Source organism: Moraxella sp. CTOTU47915, from assembly GCF_031986685.1.
GTDB lineage: Bacteria > Pseudomonadota > Gammaproteobacteria > Pseudomonadales > Moraxellaceae > Faucicola > Faucicola tetraodonis.
The window spans coordinates 1-17,168 of record NZ_DAMAAE010000002.1; the positions used below are offsets into that span (position 1 = coordinate 1).

Genomic DNA, 17,168 nt, shown 5'->3' on the forward strand with positions numbered 1-17,168 from the left:
TTGCCTTATATCCACCGCCTGAAGTCGGTGGTTTTACGGCAACAGAGGATAAAAAGGTCAGCGCAAATAGTTGAATTTAAAGGTGCGATAGATGAAATCCAAGCCAGCATAAATTATTGAGCTACCTTGAGAACACTATTAAAATGTTATAATATAACATTTTTAATCTTCTCAATACTTGATTGGGCGACCCAGCATGATAAACGCATTGATTAACAAATATGCTTTTTTTAGCCGACCTTTACTACTAAGGCTACTAAAAACCCCCACGATTGCAGGGGTAACATTGACGATGAGCCTATTGGGGGGATTAACAGGCTGCCAAAAGCAAACTGATAATCAATCCACCTCAAATCAATCCGCATCAAATAGCTCAGCTACAACAGTCTCATCAAACACCGTTATTGATACCCAATTACCCACCGTGTATGCCACCACCAATGTGTGGGGTTCGGTGGCTAAAGCGGTCGGGGGGGATAAAGTCAATGTGATTGTGGGGGTCGATGATTTATCACAAGATCCGCATGATTATCAAGCCACAGCGACCGACAAGCTTAACATCACCAAATCCGCTGTCATGCTGGTCAACGGTGGCGGGTATGATGATTGGGGTATGAGCTTAGCTCAGTCGGTGAGTCACAAACCTGTGGTGATTAATGCCGTAGCACTTTCAGGGCTGTCGCCTAACACGGACAATGCGGCAGATGAGTCTGCCAGTGAACAACACCAACACGACACCCAACACGAAATAAAAACCGCTGATCCGCAACCATCTGATCATCCTCACGTGCCCAGTGAAGCGCATAGCGAAGTACATAGTCACTCGCACGGTGACTTCAATGAGCATGTGTTTTTCTCCCTTGATACAGCAAAAAAAGTGGCTGAAGCGGTCAACAAGCAATTGGCTGCAACATCGCCTGCCAATCAAGCAATTTATGCGAAAAATACCCAGCAATTCATCCAGCAAATTGATGCGCTTAAAGTCAAAGCCCAACAAATCGGACAGCGAAAAGCCATCACTGCCTTTGCTACTGAGCCCGTCATCGGGTATTTGCTAGCAGATATGGGCATCAAGGATGTGACGCCAAAAGCCTATGCTGTGCAATCAGAGACGGATGCGGGGGTATCGGTCAAAGTGCTCAATGACAGCAAAAGCCTGCTGAGCAATAAACAAGTGGGTTTGTTGGTTGTCAATGCCCAGACCGAGGATGCTACCTCAAAGCAACTAATCACATTGGCGAAGGCATCAACAGTACCGGTTGTGGCGGTCTATGAAACTCTGCCCGATGGCGTGACAAGCTATACGCAATTTATTGAAAAAACCCTGGATGATTTTGCGGCCGCGACGCGCTAATTTTAATTAGCCTAAAAATTTTAGATTACCCATTAGCGCATTTGGGGAAAAATTTGCGTTAATTGGTATAGTATTGGCTGGTTATCGCTTATAATGCTTAAATTTTTTAGCCCAGATTTTTTGCAATGTGATATTGCCAATCAACCATCCTCGCCTTTAGGATCTTGTCGTTAATCTTGCTGTTAGGATGAAGAAGTAGCCACCATGCCCATGTCAACCACCAAAATAGCCAATAGCGAGCGGCAGTTTGAGCAGGCTATTCATTGCCAATCGTTTGTCAAACCGCCCCATTCACAGCAAGTCGTTCTGCAAGTCAAAGATGGCAGTATGCACTTTGGACAACGTCTGCTCTGGCAGGATGTCAATTTTTCGATTTTATCGGGTGAATTTGTGGCACTGCTCGGCGCCAACGGTACAGGCAAGACCACACTGCTGCGAAGTTTACTCAAACTTGTGCCACTATCAAGTGGTTCAATCACGCTTGGCAAAGATATTCGAGTGGGCTATGTGCCTCAGCTCAAAGACTTTGCGCCAAAACTACCGATTCGGGGTAGGGACTTGGTGCAGCTAGGGCTGGATGGGGAAAATTATCTGTTTGGTGTATTTAGCCCGAAAAAAACCTTGGGCGGTTTTTGGCAGACAGCAAAACAAAAAAAATATTTGGTGGATAAAGCCATTGCGGAAGTCGGTGGTGAGTCATTTTGTGATGCGCCACTTACCATGCTGTCGGGTGGTGAGCAGCAGCGCATGCGTATCGCCCAAGCCTTGGTCGCTGAGCCTGATGTTTTGTTGATGGATGAGCCGCTGCTGAGCCTTGATGTGGCAAGCCAGTATGTGGTCAGTGATATTTTAGCCCATCGCAAACAAGCACATCATACCGCGATTTTGATGATTAGCCATGAACTCGAGCCGATTATACCTTTGGTAGATAAAGTGCTGTGCCTTGAAAATGCGACTGCCAAGCTCGGTGGTGTCGACTTAATCAATCGATTTCGCTAATTTATTTGCTTCAATCAAAAACAAGCCATCACATTCGATGGTTTTTTAACTTTTGGAATTTACATGCTGCTCACAACTTGGCTACATACCATCATCAATTTTGATAACTTTGCTGAGCTGTTGCCCTTGGTGTCGACGTCCATCGTGGCCGCGGTATTGTTGGGTGTGATGGCGGGATTCATGGGACCGATGGTTCAGGCACGGGACATGGCGTTTGCCGTGCATGGGACAGCCGAGCTGTCGTTTGCAGGGGCGGCGTGTGCCTTATGGTTAGGGTCTTCAGTGACGCTAGGTGCCGTCATTGGGGCGGTGACGGCTGGCATGGTGCTAGGGGTCATGGGGATTGATGGCAAAAACCGCAACTCAGTGGTGGGTATTTTGTTGCCATTCGGGCTTGGGCTGGGGGTGTTGTTTTTATCCTTGTATCAAGGGCGCTCCTCCAATAAATTTGGCTTATTAACCGGGCAAATTGTTGCAATCACGCCCGCTGAATTGCAGTCGATGTTAGTGGTTGCGGTGATTGTACTGTCAATCATCGCCATATTTGGTCAGCGCATGTTATTTGCCGCAGTCGATCCGCAAGTTGCCCAAGCGCAGCATTTGAATTTAACATTTTTATCTTTGCTGTTTATGTTTGCACTGAGTCTTGTGGTGGCGGTGAGTGTGCAGTTTGTCGGTGCATTGCTGCTATTATCGTTACTCATCACGCCTGCGGCAGCGGCGAGTCAAGTGACGGCTAGACCTATCTATGTCTATTTGTTGTCTATGCTGTTTGCCATTATCGCTGGAGTTGGCGGCATATTATTATCGTTAGGACCTGGACTGCCGATTTCACCTTATATCACCACCATTTCATTTGTGATTTATTTAAGCTGCTGGGGAATTGGCTACTTACGAAAAAAAGCGGGGTGGAACAAACGCTTAGCTGCAAACTTTTCTTAATCAACAGGGTATAAAAAAAGCGCAAATGGTATCAATTTGCGCTGTTTGTATATGGATGTGTATTTAAACTTTAAACTTCAGCCAGGCTAGTGGGGGCATCGATGGTTTGAATAACGCCACCGCCTAAACAGATGTCATCTCGATAAAACACACAAGACTGACCGGGTGTCACCGCGCGCTGTGGCTCGTCAAACACCACTTTTATGGTGTCACCCGTTTCATCAAGGGCAAAAACTGTACAGGCTTGATCGGGCTGACGATAGCGCGTTTTGGCGGTACAGCGATAGCCTTGGGCAGTAAACAGTTGGGCGGGTGCATCAACCACCCAGTCAAGCTTATAGGCAGTCAATTCGGTGGATTGTAACATCGGATGGTCATGCCCTTGACCAACAATCAGGCGATTATTATCCAAGTCTTTGTGCAACACAAACCAAGGCGCCTCATCTCTATCTTTGACCCCACCAATACCAATACCCCCACGTTGACCGAGTGTGTAATACATTAAGCCATCGTGGGTGCCGATTTTTTTGCCATCATCGGTATAGATATCGCCTTTTTGAGCGGGCAAATACTGCTGTAAAAAGTCTTTAAAGCGTCGCTCGCCGATAAAGCAAATACCCGTAGAGTCTTTTTTCTTCGCAGTCGCTAAATCATACTGCTCAGCAATACGGCGTACTTCAGATTTTTCTAACTCACCCACAGGGAACAAGGTTTTGGCGATTTTATCGCCTGCCACCGCGTGCAGAAAATAGCTTTGGTCTTTATTGTTATCAAGTCCGCGCAGTAGTGGCGCTTTGCCATTTTCATCACTAAAACCGCGGCGCGCATAGTGACCGGTGGCAATATAATCCGCCCCCAAAGTTAGCGCATAATCCAAAAAGGCTTTAAACTTGACTTCTTTGTTGCATAAAATATCAGGATTTGGGGTGCGACCGGCGCTATATTCCGCCAAAAAATGCTCAAATACGCGATCCCAATATTCCATGGCAAAGTTGGCGGTATGCAGTTTAATGCCGATTTTATCGGCGACCGCTTGCGCATCGGCAAGGTCAGTCATGGCGGTACAATACTCGGTACCGTCATCTTCTTCCCAGTTTTTCATAAACAAGCCTTCAACATCAAAGCCTGCTTGTTTGAGCAAAACGGCGGTGACAGAAGAATCAACTCCCCCTGACATCCCCACAATGACGCGGGTTTTGGCAGGGCTCGCAATATCAGATAAATTAACAGCAGTTGAATAAGTCATAATTTTTAAAAGTGCCAAAAGCGTTATTATAGCAAATTTATTGCTTGTTAAAAATTAATAAACCTGCCACAATACCGTTATCGGATGAGCCGATATCGAAAAAACCCAACTTATTCTCGTAAGTTGGGTTTTTTAATGGGCAAATTATATTAATTGATTTTTTCAAATTCACTGATTGGCTTTAATAGATAAAGCGACATTGTAAATTCACAAACATTCTTTATATAACCTTTACTTATGATAAAAAATTTGGGGCTGGTATGCGTTGGATATTTCTGACCGTCATTGTATTGTTGTTTGAATTGTTTACTTATGGCGCGGGGCGGGGGCTGCAGTGGTGGGCAGGGTCTTGGTTATCCGATCGCTCTTCTCGCTATTTGATGATTAGTCTATTTGTGATAAGTAATGCGTTATTGGTATTTGGCATCGCACGATTGACGAGCTTTGGGCTCAAGCTGTCTATGACTTGGCTGACTATTTTGTGGTTTGTCATCATGTCGATGGTAGCGGTGGGCATTATCAATTTGGTGTTGATGAAAGTTGCCCCGCAATTTTTTAATGCCGTGAGTTATCAAACTTACGGGGAACGCATTTTATTGCCGCTGGTGTTTTTTGGCATGGTATTGATGGGTATTTATAATGCTTATACACCCACCATTCGTCATATCACCTTGACTGCCAATCAGCCACTTGCCAAACCGATTCGGATTGGGATGGTTTCAGACCTGCATTTGGGTCTAATGGTCGGTGAGCGGCAAATTAACCGATTAACCGATATGGTAAAAGCACAGAACGTGCAACTGCTGTTGATGCCTGGCGATATTATGGATGATAATGTTGATTATTATACCTCGCAAAATATGCAGCCAGCACTGCAGCAACTAGCAAGTGCAGTGCCAATGGGCGCGTATGCCACACTAGGCAATCATGATATGTATGGGCATGAAGGCGAGATTCGCGATGCGATCCAAAAAGCCAATATCACCTTATTGGCAGATGACAAAGTGTTGGTTGATAACCAGCTTTGGTTGGTAGGAAGACTGGATAATCATGCCAGTTATCGTAAAGCGGCCAAGGATTTAATGCCGTCAAGTACCGATAAGCCGATTATTTTACTTGACCATGAGCCCAATGAGATTGAACAAAACGTACAATTACCCATAGATTTGCAAGTGTCTGGACATACCCATAATGGGCAAATATTTCCTGCCAATTTCATTGTCAAATTCTTAAATCGTTTGGGTTACGGCTATGAACGTATCAACAATACCGATGTAATTGTAAGCTCGGGGTATGGTTTTTGGGGAGTACCGTTTCGGCTAGGCTCGCAAGCGGAGCTTTGGGTGATTGATTTAGTCGGTAAAAAATCCTAAAGAGGACTTTAGCGCTTAAAACTGGCTGCTAATGAGCGTATCGAGGTTATTGCAGATTATGATGATGAGAGATTACTGTATAGACACTGTCTGCATCATCAGCTGTATATTGCTACGAATATCCTCGAGTGACATGTGGCGCTCTTGCTGCAGGCAGTAACTTAAATTATTTAATATAATCCCTGCATACGTATGCCCTTGAAACTCTAAGTCGCCTGGGCGTCCATGACGCTTAGCATGCTCAATATAATTTTGTTTGATTAACGCATACATATCATCATATAAATGGATATTTGGGGTTTTGATTTGCCAAAACGCCAGTATGCGTTGTTTTTGCGCGTGAATAAACGCCCAAAATTGTTCCAAACACATCAGTAAATTTTCTTGACTGGCGACACTGAAGCGTTCAGTTAAAAACTTCTCATACACTTGGCAAAAGTTACTCACCATTTTCTCTGCCAGCGCCTCTTTACTGGCGTAATGACGATAAAAGGTTGAGCGGTTGATCGCTGCAGTATCTAAAATATCTTGGACCGTGATGGCGCGGTAAGGTTTCTGCTGCAGTAATGCGAGGAAAGCTTGCTCGATATGTTGTTCAGTCTTAATGACCCGTAAATCATTTTCGTTCATCGCTTTTTGGTATCCTTACGCTCTTCATCTTACGCTTTATGTCTTAGCCTTTAAATTTTAGCAATCGCATGAATTGCGCAAAATTTTTACAATAAGCAACATTATCTGCCTAACTGTATTCTTATGCAACATTTATGTTTTATTTGATGCTTGAAGGCTGTTTAGGATAGTTTTATATTGCCACCCATTAAGCATATTAAATTACATAATCGAGCCATTTTCTAGCATAAATCCGTCTGTCAACCGTCGGATTTTTTAGATTTTGCCACTTAAGTTTAGCGATAAGGACGAAAAAATGGCTGAAACCATGCCGAATGGGGTTGATGATAGCCCCGAACCAGCACCCACACCCGCACCTACGCATAGCACAACCCAAATCCCTGCCAAATCCAAACGTAAAAAAAACCTATTTTTATTTACCCTGATTGTTTTAGCCATTGCTGCGGTGACGTTATGGTTATACGTTACCCAATGGCGCTATCAAGTCAGTACCGAGGACGCCTATGTGAGCGGCAACCAAGTACAAATCAACGCGCAAATATCGGGGACGGTGACGGCGATTGGGGTCAATGACACGGATATGGTCAAAGCCGGGCAAACTTTGGTGGCGTTAGACCAAGCGGATAATGGCTTAGCCCTTGAAACCGCCAAAGCACAATTGCGCACAGCAATCAGACAGTACAAAACCCAAACCGCGACCATCCAACAAGCTGATGTCAATATCTCGCAAGCGCAAACTGCGATGAATGAAGTGCAATCGCAAATTGAATCGGCAAAAATTGCGCTACTTGCGGCACAATCTGACTATCAACGCCGCGCCGCTTTGATGGCAAGTCAAGCGGTATCGCAAGAAGAAGTCCAGCATGCTGCCGACACTATCAAAAAAGCCCAAGCCCAGCTCGACGCGGCAGTTGCCAAGCAAGCCACCGCTCGCTCTGCGGTCGTGACTGCCCAAGCGCAGCGCAATGTGACAATCGCCAATTTGGGTAAAAATGATGTACTGTCACAACCTGCGGTGCAAACCGCGATAGCGAATATCCAAACCGCTTGGCTCAATCTCAACCGTACCCAGATCGTAGCACCCATCGATGGGCAAATTGCCAAACGCGGTGTGCAATTGGGTCAAAAAATCAGCGCAGGCACGCCTTTGATGGTGATTGTGCCGTTACATGATTTGTGGGTCGATGCCAATTTTAAAGAAAGCCAAATTAAAGACATTCATCTGGGTCAAGCGGTGAATTTAACATCAGATATCTATGGTAAAGAAGTTATTTATCATGGCAAAGTGATTGGCTTATCAGCAGGAACAGGCAGTGCGTTCTCGGTTTTGCCTGCCCAAAACGCCACCGGTAACTGGATTAAAGTCACCCAGCGTCTACCTGTACGAATTGCACTCGATAGCAAAGAATTACAACAGCATCCGCTACGCGTGGGGCTAAGTATGCATGCCGAGCTGGATAGCCGAGACCAACAAGGCAAACCGCAGGTGGCTACCGCGACCGCTAGCAACAAACCTGTTGCCCAGCTGCAGCCGCAAGTCGATATGTCAGGCGCGACCAAAATCATCCAACAAATTATCCAGCAAAACCAATCGTGAGGTGAAAAATGGCGGAAGCAATTTCACCCAATATCGATACAGAGCAGCCAGCGACTGATAGTCCAGCCCGTAGTCAGCTAAATCAACCCCCGCCTTTATCAGGGATGCCGCTTGCGATTGTGACTTTTGCGCTATCGATGGCGGTGTTTATGATGGTGCTTGATTCGACCATTGCCAATGTGGCATTGCCGACCATTGCGGGGGATTTGGGTGCGGCGACCTCGCAAGGTACATGGGTGATTACCATGTTTGCCGTTTCCAACGCGATATCTATTCCCCTCACAGGGTGGTTGGCTCGTCAATATGGCTCGGTCAAAGTGTTTTTGGTGTCGGCAAGTTTATTTGTGTTTTGTTCATGGTTATGCGGGGTGTCACATAGTTTGACGATGCTGATTATTGCCAGGGTGGCGCAAGGCGCAGTAGCAGGCCCGATGATTCCACTGGCACAAAGTCTATTATTACAGTCTTTTGCGCTTGAAAAACGGGCGATGGCGCTTGGATTATTTGCTATGGTGGTCGTCACCGCGCCGATATTAGGTCCGATTTTGGGCGGTTATATCTGCGACAATTATCACTGGGGCTGGATATTTTTTATCAATATTCCGATTGGTATTGTCGCCATTATTTTGGCATGGCAACAACTTAAAAACCGCGAAACGCCTGTCATCAAGACCGATATTGATAAAGTAGGCCTTGTTTTGATGATTGTTGGGGTGGGTGCACTGCAGTTTTTCCTGGATCGTGGGCGTGAGCTTGATTGGTTTGCTTCACCTGAAATCATTGCTTTAGCGGTCATTAGCGTTTTATGTTTGAGTTATTTGATAATTTGGGAGCGCGGTGAGGAACATCCGATTATTGATTTGTCGATTTTTCAAGACCGCAATTTTACCATTGGCACATTGGTGATTAGCTTGGCATTTTTGCTATATATGGGCGCCATTGTGCTATTGCCCGTCATGCTGCAGCAGACCATGGGCTATACCGCGGTTTGGGCAGGGTTGGCAGCCGCACCGATTGGTATTTTCCCGGTGTTGTTGACGCCCTTAATCGGTAAATACGCGCGAAACATTGATATGCGCATCTTGGTGACGTTAAGTTTTTTAATTTATTGTGCCACCTTTGTATGGCGAAGTGATTTTAATCCGCAAATGACGTTTTGGGATGTGTTTTGGCCGCAGTTTATCCAAGGACTGGGTACTGCCATGTTTTTTATGCCCTTAACTACCATTGCGCTCTCCAACATTTCGCATGATAAAATGGCGGCAGCGACAGGGATTTTTACCTTTGTGAGAACCTTGGCGGGCGGGATTGGCGCTTCAATGGTGATGACTGTGTGGGAAAGACGCAGCAATCATGCGCATACTTATTTGACCGAAAGTATCACCCAAAATTCCAATTTTGATGCGTGGTCAAAAAGCCTGCAAGCGTCTGGCATGAGTTATGAGCAAACGCTGGCGCTCATCAACCAAAATATTAACCAACAGGCGCTGATTATTGGCTCAAATGAGGTCTTTTATGTGTTTGGCTTGGTGTTCTTATTATTGATTGGTATGATTTGGCTTGCCAAACCGCCATTTCACCATTAAAAATAAGGGGTTAAGCTACTGTGCTCAAATTGACGCTGATAAAATGTTACTATCGTCAAGTACATAGATAACTTTGGTTACAAAATATAATTTAACCGCAATTTTATAATTCGACTTATAATAATCCATCTTATCAAATTGCGTCGTTAATTTATGAGTAAAGCACATGCTAAAACCTCGGTTCCTGCACTGACATTAGGGGCAATCGGGGTCGTTTATGGCGATATCGGTACCAGTGTACTGTATTCAGTAAAAGAAGTTTTTAATTCTGGTCATGTCGCCTTTAACGTTGCCAATATCTATGGGGTGCTGTCGTTATTTGTATGGACTATCACCATCATCGTCAGTCTCAAGTACATCTCGCTGGTGCTACGTGCCGACAATAAAGGGGAAGGCGGTCTGATTGCGATGCTCGCTTTGGCATCAAGCGCGGTGAAACATCGCCCAAAATTGCACGCAATCATCATGACCATGGGGATATTTGGTACTTGCTTGTTTTATGGTGATGGGGTGATTACCCCATCCATCTCGGTGCTATCGGCAGTAGAGGGTTTGACGGTGGTATCGCCACGGCTGCATAGTGTGGTAATTCCTGCCACGCTGACCATTTTGTTCATACTGTTTTTTGTGCAAAAATTTGGTACCAAAGGTATTGGTAAGCTGTTTGGACCTGTGATGGTGCTATGGTTTTTGTTGATTGCTGGTATTGGGGTTTATCATATCCAGCACAATGTCGAAATCTTGCAAGCCATCAATCCCATCTATGCTTATCAGTTTGTGATCACCAATCCGACACTCGCCTTTATCATCTTGGGGGCAGTTGTGTTGTGTGTGACAGGCGGTGAAGCCTTGTATGCCGATATGGGGCATTTTGGCAAAAAACCGATTCGTATCGCCTGGTTTTCCATTGTCATGCCTGCCTTGCTGCTCAATTATTTTGGTCAAGGCGCATTTTTACTCGCCAATCCTGATGGCAAATCCAATCCCTTCTTTTTGATGATTCCAGATGCCATGCGTATCCCGATGGTGGTGATGGCAACTTTAGCGACAGTGATTGCGTCACAAGCGTTGATTTCTGGGGCGTTTAGTATCACCAAACAAGCCGTGCAACTGGGCTTTTTACCGCGTATGCGTATTGTGTATACCAACGTCAAAGAAGTGGGTCAGATTTATATTCCAGCGATTAACTGGGGCTTATTTATCGCCATTGCGTTTGCTGTGGTGATGTTCAAATCATCGGGTGCGTTAGCGGCCGCTTATGGTATTGCGGTTTGTACGGATATGCTGATTACCACGATATTGACCTTCTTTGTGATTCGCTATGCGTGGAAATACCCATTGCTACTGTGTATTGCCGCGACCTCATTGTTCTTTGTAGTGGATTTCTTGTTTTGGGCGTCAAATCTGCTGAAGCTGCTCAAAGGCGGCTGGTTCCCATTGTTGTTAGGGGGCGTCATGTTTGTGTTAATGATGACTTGGCGAGATGGGCGTAACTTGGTGAGAATTGCCCATACCACAAGACAAATTAACTTAAAAAATTTCTTGGATGACTTGTTTGGTAGTTTTACCAATAAACGCTTACAAATAGCTTTGGAGTCGACGCAAGGCAAATTAGAAAAGCTGACCCAAGATATTGAAAACGCGCCACTTGAGAATATCCAAGAGCTGCAAAATCAGCAAGCGGTACTGCAAGAGAAAATCTTAATCAATCAGCGCTGCCAAGTGCTCTTTGAAAATATCAAAAAAATCAAAGGCATTGCCGTATTTATGGTGTCTGAAGTCGATATCGTACCCGTGGCGTTGAAACAAAACTTAAAGCACAATAAATGCTTGCATGAGTACAATATCTTTGTCACCGTTAATACCTTAGAAACCCCTTGGGTGGGTCTCAGCAAGCGTAGTGAAGTGACCTATTTGGGGCACAATTGCTGGAAGGTGGTACTCAATTTTGGCTTTAAAAATGACCCTGATGTGCCAGATTCACTCAAACACATTCAGCAATTTAACTTTGATTTCGACCCTGCCAAGGTGAGTTATTTCTTATCCCATGAGGCTGTGGTGGCATCTGAAAGCATCAAAGGTATGGCATTATGGCGTGAAAAATTGTTTGCCCATATGCACCGTAATGCCGGCACCGCGGCTGAATTTCTAAAACTTCCTAGTAACAATGTGGTAGAAATGGGTGCCAAAGTAGAAATTTAAGCTATACCCAACATAAAAAAGCCATTATCCTTCGATAGTGGCTTTTTTATTCTGCTTTTCTGCTTGATTGAAACTTAGTCTGTTTCAAATGCTTGATTCAGCGAGGCTTCAACGGCATCAATCCGCGCTTGGCATACTTTATAGGCGTCAATGGACTGCGCTACAATAGTCATCAGCGCGTCAATATTGGGCTCTTGACTGTTTTGCAAGAGCTGTGCATTTGTTTTTAACACCTCATAGGCGCTTTTAAAATCGGTTGGCTCGGTCATGGTTATTCCTTGATGGATAGGTCAGTTTTTTGATTGTTTGGCATTGACAGTGGCTTGTAGATAGCCATCTTGTAATTCAATGGTTATGGTTGTATTGGGTTCAACTTGGGCAATCGAAGTCATCACCGTATTTGATGTAGGATGCGAGGTTCTGATAATCGCATAGCCACGAGTTAATACAGTTGACGGATGCTGTAACAATGTCATCTCACGCAGTCGATCGGTCGATTGACGAGCCGTTGTGATTTGTTGATAGGCAAGCTGGCGAATCTGTACAAATTGGTTGTCCATGGCAAGTTTAGCGGCAGATAATTGTCGCTGCGCTGCCGATTGTATCTTGGTAAGTTGTTGTTCGCTATCACGGCGTGCCTGCAAGATGCTAGATTTAGCAATTTGCTCGATGGTCAAAAAATGTTGTTTGGCACCTTGGGTAATAGTGAGCAAATGATTGCGAATACCTGCGATAACCTTCGATGGGGTATCAAAACTTTGATGTGCCACTTCATCTAGCATGACACGGTCACGCTCATGACCAATGCCAACCCATACCGGTATCGGCTGCTCTGCCACCAGCGCGGCAAGTTCGTAATCATTGAGATAGGCCAAATCGCCCACCGCGCCACCACCCCGGATAATCACAATCAAATCTGCGGTAATATGCTGCTTACTCAGATTTTTCATGCCTTTAATGATGGCTTGGCGGATGTCTTCAGGGGCGTGATTGCCTTGAAAGGTGGCGTGCTCATAATGAAAAATACAAGCCCCTGTGCTGGCGAGCCTATCGGCATCCGCGCGAAAATCACCGAGCCCTGCAGCTTTTTCAGGCGCGATAACGAGCACATGCTCAATATCAAACGGCATGGGGAGCGATTGATTGAGATCGAGCAGCCCTTCTTCATGCAGTCTGGTTAAAATCGTTTGGTATTGCTTTGCCAAATCCCCCAGTGTGTAAGTGGGGTCGATATCGACGATGTTTAGCGAAAAGCCATATTGGGCATGGAACGTGGCTGAGACTTTAAGCAATACATTCAAGCCTCGCTCAAGGCTCATGCCAGTGTTTTTTTCAAACTTTGACAGTACTTTGGCTGCTTGACCACGCCATAGCGTGCCGCGGCAGCTGGCGGTGACTTTGCCATCAATATCTTTATCCGCCAATTCAAAATAGTAGTGACCGCCTTTGGCTGACAGACTACGAATTTCAGCTTTCACCCAAACAGTATGGGCAAACGTTTCACTAATCACCAACTGAACAGCGGATAGATAATCGCTCAGTGACAATACAGTGTCGCTTAACGCCTGTTGCAGTTGGCTATCGCGATCTTGAATGGCTAATTGTTCGCTAAAGTCATAATCGTTTAAGTTATCAACGCTTAAGTTATCAACACTGCCACGCTTTGCAGTTGCTTTATTGTCATGCTCACCATCGTCAAGCAGCGCCAAAAATACGTCATCAGCCTGATTTGATGGGGTGGTTTGCAAATCCAGTCGTGCGAGCTGCTCTTCAATTGATTTGATAACAGTTTTGGAAGCTTTTGCCATGGAGAATTCTTGATAATTAAAAATAAAATTGTAGGCGAAAATGATAACGCTGACAACGTAACATTTGTGATTTAGGTGTGATGCGAATGGGATTCAGCTTGCTCAATTTATAATTTTAAATATTACATTATATTTTATGATGTAATATTCATAAGTGGAATATGGATAAAGAATAATAGTATTTTTGCTTAACGACGCTTTTTTTGTAAAATAGTATGAATAAATTTAACATTTAACATTATATATTGATTTTTATACATTGAGATGAGGGGTGACCATGATGACTGTTAATTTTCAAAAAAAAACTAAGGTTCAACACAAAACCGTAGCTGTGCTATCAAGTCTAGCGTTATTAGGCGTGAGCCTAGCGGGTTGTTCACGTGCGCCCACCCAGCAAGACCAACAAGCCGCTTCAGGTCAAGCCGCCACGCAATCAAATGCAGGTGCGAGCGATAAAGGCGGTATTAAACTGCTCAATGTCTCCTATGACGTCGCGCGTGACTTTTATAAAGGCTACAATCCCCTGTTTATCAAAGACTACGAAGCCAAAAATAGCGGTAAAACCATTGATATCCAGCAATCGCATGGCGGCTCTAGCAAACAAGCGCTCGCAGTTGCCAACGGTCTGCAAGCGGACGTGGTCAGTATGAACCAAGGCTCAGATGTAGAGCTGTTGGTGAAAAAAGGCTTGGTGGCACAAGATTGGCAAAGCCAATTCCCAAACAAAGCAGTCCCTTATACCAGTGCTATCGTGTTTTTGGTGCGTAAAGACAACCCAAAACAAATCAAAGACTGGTCTGATTTGGCAAAACCAGGTGTACAAATCGTACTTGCCAACCCAAAAACCACGGGTAATGGGCGCTATGCCTTCTTAGGCGCGTATGGCTACGGCTTACATAGTTTTAATAAAGATGAAAGCAAAACCAAAAACTTTGTCAAAGAGTTGCTCAAAAACGTGCCGGTGTATGAAAATGGTGGGCGTGCGGCAACTACCACGTTCTTACAGCGCCAAATTGGCGATGTATTAGTCACCTTTGAAAATGAAGCCAATCTCGCGGTTAAGCAGTTTGGTAAAGGCGATGTGCAAATTGTCTATCCAAGCTACACCATATCAGCAGAAAACCCGGTGGCGATTGTCAAATCAGTGACCGATAAAAAAGGCACCAACGACGCAGCGAAAGCGTATCTTGATTATTTATGGAGCGAGCCTGCCCAGCAATTGGCGGCAGATTTATACCTGCGCCCAAGCGATGCGGCGGTACTGGCTAAAAATCAAGATAAATTACCCGCGCTTACCACCTTTAGCCCCAATGCCGAATTTGGTAGCTGGACGGATATCATGACCAAATACTTCAAAGACGGGGGTGTCTTTGATCAACTAGCCAGCCCAACGAGCACCATAGCATCGGCACCTGCGGCAAAATAGTTCGCTGTTTTTACCTCACAAAACCAGAGTTCGGCTCTGGTTTTTTATTCTAGCTAAGAATATTTAAAGCGCATAAATATAGTTTGGAAAATCAAAGTGAGATGGTACTATAGCCGTGCTTAAAATTTTGGATACAGAGCTTTTTGTATCTTTATTTTTGAATTTTTATTTTTGTATGTTTATTATTTTAAATTCTCACGTTGCCTACCGATTATTAGTAAAGGAAGCCCTGCATGGCAAGCATCAATGCTAACCATCAAGCCGATTTAACATCAAACAATCAGCCTAAAACACCCAATTCACCCTTGAAACGCAATAAAAAGCGCCATATCATGCCGTTTTTTAATTTGAGTTTGGGCATCAGTGTATTGGCATTGTCGATTATCGTGCTGTTGCCATTTGTGGCGATGGTAATGACAGCCGCCGATATTGGCGTGGCAGGCTTTATCAAAACCATTGCCGAGCCGCGCGTCAAGGCAGCGATTGAACTGTCGCTAAAAATGTCATTGCTAGCGACATTGACCAATTTGGTGTTTGGTACGCTGATTGCATGGGTGTTGGTGCGCTATGAGTTTTGGGGAAAGTCGATTTTAAATGCGCTCGTGGATTTGCCCTTTGCCTTGCCAACGGCGGTAATGGGTATTTCGTTAGCAACCTTATATGCACCCAATGGTTTAATCGGGCAGTTTTTTGCGCCATTCGGCATTAAAATTGCTTTTACCCCCATTGGTATTTGGTTGGCGCTAATTGTGGTGAGCTTGCCGTTTATTGTGCGTGCGGTACAACCTGTGCTTGCGGAGCTGTCGCCAGAATATGAAGAGGCGGCATCGGTGCTAGGCGCTGGGAGATTGACAACTTTTAGACGGGTCATCTTGCCGGAGTTGTATCCTGCGTTGCTGATGGGCTCGGGCATGATGTTTGCGCGGGCGACGGGGGAGTATGGCTCGGTGATTTTTATTGCGGGTAATTTACCGATGAAATCTGAGATTTTACCGTTAATCATTATTGGTAAGCTTGAAAGTTTTGATGTACAGGGGGCTGCCGCGGTTGCTTTATTTATGTTGATGATTTCGTTTGTGATTTTATTTGCCATTAATGCCTTGCAGTGGCTATTGACCAAACGTATGGGCGGGGCAAGTGTATGATAGACAGCAGCCAATATCCTTACCAAACCCAAGCCGCAACCCGTGAGCCAAAATGGCTACGTTATACCTTAATTGGTATTGCGGTGGCGTTTATGACGCTGATGCTAGTGATTCCGCTGATATCGGTGTTTTATGAAGCCTTAAAATCTGGCTGGCAGTTGTATGTGGCTGCCTTGACCGATCATGAGGCATTATCGGCCATCAAGCTTACCTTGATTACGGCGCTGATTGTGGTACCGATTAATACGGTGATTGGGATTGCATTAGCCTGGCTATTGACCCGATTTGATTTTAAAGGTAAGCAATTTCTCACCACGCTGCTAGATTTGCCATTTTCGGTATCTCCGGTGGTTGCAGGTTTGATGTTTGTCGCGCTACTGGGCGCCAATACTTGGCTTGGCGGCTGGCTAGAATACTTTGGTTTTCAAGTGATTTTTGCCATTCCCGGTATCGTGCTTGCCACCATGTTTGTGACTTTTCCATTCGTGGCGCGTGAAGTGATTCCGCTGATGCAGTCGCAGGGCAGCAGTGAAGAGCAAGCGGCATTAACACTCGGTGCCTCAGGCTGGCAAATGTTTTGGCGGGTGACGCTGCCCAATATCAAATGGGCATTGCTATACGGTATTATTTTGACCAATGCCCGGGCGATGGGTGAGTTTGGCGCGGTGAGTGTGGTCTCAGGTCATATTCGCGGTGAAACCAATACCATGCCGCTATTGGTTGAGATTGCCTACAATGAATACAACATGACGGCGGCGTTTGCGTTGTCGAGTTTGTTGGCGTTGTTGGCACTCGTTACCTTAATCGTGCAGCAGGCGTTGACTAAACGTCAGTCTGCCAATGATGAATAACATTGATGC

General features: G+C 45.1%; 14 protein-coding genes. 10 read left to right on the forward strand and 4 right to left on the reverse strand.

The annotated features are described in order from the left end of the window. The first annotated feature begins 196 nt into the window (after window positions 1-196). The 3 genes from RTL34_RS02260 (at window position 197) to RTL34_RS02270 (ending at window position 3,295) form a co-directional block, all read left to right on the forward strand. The gene (locus tag RTL34_RS02260) at window positions 197-1,354 is read left to right on the forward strand and encodes a metal ABC transporter solute-binding protein, Zn/Mn family (protein ID WP_050325404.1); all 1,158 of its coding nucleotides are present in this window, start codon (window positions 197-199) and stop codon (window positions 1,352-1,354) included. Window positions 1,355-1,558: 204 nt separating this feature from the next. After that, window positions 1,559-2,353 (forward strand): metal ABC transporter ATP-binding protein, encoded by a 795-nt coding sequence (locus RTL34_RS02265; RefSeq protein WP_050325403.1) that lies wholly within the window; start codon window positions 1,559-1,561, stop codon window positions 2,351-2,353. A 63-nt stretch (window positions 2,354-2,416) separates the two neighbouring features. Next, entirely contained in the window at window positions 2,417-3,295 is an 879-nt protein-coding gene (locus RTL34_RS02270; protein ID WP_060995929.1) for a metal ABC transporter permease, read from the forward strand. A gap of 70 nt (window positions 3,296-3,365) precedes the next feature. Here RTL34_RS02270 and mnmA read toward each other — a convergent pair whose 3' ends face one another. Next, window positions 3,366-4,541, reverse strand: a complete 1,176-nt coding sequence (gene mnmA, locus RTL34_RS02275) for a tRNA 2-thiouridine(34) synthase MnmA (RefSeq protein ID WP_312114275.1) — start codon at window positions 4,539-4,541, stop codon at window positions 3,366-3,368. A gap of 260 nt (window positions 4,542-4,801) precedes the next feature. Here mnmA and RTL34_RS02280 point away from each other — a divergent pair, with 260 nt between their 5' ends. Continuing rightward, a complete protein-coding gene (locus tag RTL34_RS02280) occupies window positions 4,802-5,914 on the forward strand; it encodes a metallophosphoesterase (RefSeq protein ID WP_312114277.1) in 1,113 nt (370 codons plus the stop codon). A 72-nt stretch (window positions 5,915-5,986) separates the two neighbouring features. Here RTL34_RS02280 and RTL34_RS02285 read toward each other — a convergent pair whose 3' ends face one another. Beyond that, window positions 5,987-6,544: a TetR/AcrR family transcriptional regulator gene (locus tag RTL34_RS02285; RefSeq protein ID WP_076776604.1), complete on the reverse strand. Its 558-nt coding sequence runs from the start codon at window positions 6,542-6,544 to the stop codon at window positions 5,987-5,989. Between the two features lie 295 nt (window positions 6,545-6,839). Here RTL34_RS02285 and RTL34_RS02290 point away from each other — a divergent pair, with 295 nt between their 5' ends. The 3 genes from RTL34_RS02290 (at window position 6,840) to RTL34_RS02300 (ending at window position 11,929) form a co-directional block, all read left to right on the forward strand. After that, window positions 6,840-8,141 (forward strand): HlyD family efflux transporter periplasmic adaptor subunit, encoded by a 1,302-nt coding sequence (locus RTL34_RS02290; protein WP_312114280.1) that lies wholly within the window; start codon window positions 6,840-6,842, stop codon window positions 8,139-8,141. An 8-nt stretch (window positions 8,142-8,149) separates the two neighbouring features. Next, on the forward strand, window positions 8,150-9,727 hold the full coding sequence (locus RTL34_RS02295; RefSeq protein WP_312114282.1) for a DHA2 family efflux MFS transporter permease subunit: 1,578 nt from the start codon (window positions 8,150-8,152) through the stop codon (window positions 9,725-9,727). Between the two features lie 153 nt (window positions 9,728-9,880). Further along, window positions 9,881-11,929 (forward strand): potassium transporter Kup, encoded by a 2,049-nt coding sequence (locus RTL34_RS02300; protein ID WP_312114284.1) that lies wholly within the window; start codon window positions 9,881-9,883, stop codon window positions 11,927-11,929. Between the two features lie 74 nt (window positions 11,930-12,003). Here RTL34_RS02300 and xseB read toward each other — a convergent pair whose 3' ends face one another. Both xseB and xseA read right to left on the reverse strand, forming a co-directional pair. Continuing rightward, complete coding sequence (gene xseB, locus RTL34_RS02305; RefSeq protein ID WP_036603655.1) at window positions 12,004-12,198, reverse strand: exodeoxyribonuclease VII small subunit; 195 nt, start codon at window positions 12,196-12,198, stop codon at window positions 12,004-12,006. A gap of 21 nt (window positions 12,199-12,219) precedes the next feature. Next, window positions 12,220-13,737 (reverse strand): exodeoxyribonuclease VII large subunit, encoded by a 1,518-nt coding sequence (gene xseA / locus RTL34_RS02310; RefSeq protein WP_312114287.1) that lies wholly within the window; start codon window positions 13,735-13,737, stop codon window positions 12,220-12,222. A 277-nt stretch (window positions 13,738-14,014) separates the two neighbouring features. Here xseA and RTL34_RS02315 point away from each other — a divergent pair, with 277 nt between their 5' ends. The 3 genes from RTL34_RS02315 to cysW all read left to right on the forward strand — a co-directional run bounded on the left by RTL34_RS02315 (window position 14,015) and on the right by cysW (window position 17,159). Next, window positions 14,015-15,163: a sulfate ABC transporter substrate-binding protein gene (locus RTL34_RS02315; RefSeq protein ID WP_409455432.1), complete on the forward strand. Its 1,149-nt coding sequence runs from the start codon at window positions 14,015-14,017 to the stop codon at window positions 15,161-15,163. Between the two features lie 233 nt (window positions 15,164-15,396). Next, entirely contained in the window at window positions 15,397-16,308 is a 912-nt protein-coding gene (gene cysT, locus RTL34_RS02320; RefSeq protein ID WP_198510400.1) for a sulfate ABC transporter permease subunit CysT, read from the forward strand. Beyond that, window positions 16,305-17,159, forward strand: a complete 855-nt coding sequence (gene cysW, locus RTL34_RS02325) for a sulfate ABC transporter permease subunit CysW (RefSeq protein ID WP_076776614.1) — start codon at window positions 16,305-16,307, stop codon at window positions 17,157-17,159. The genes cysT and cysW overlap by 4 nt, the downstream gene beginning before the upstream one ends. Window positions 17,160-17,168: the final 9 nt, after the last annotated feature.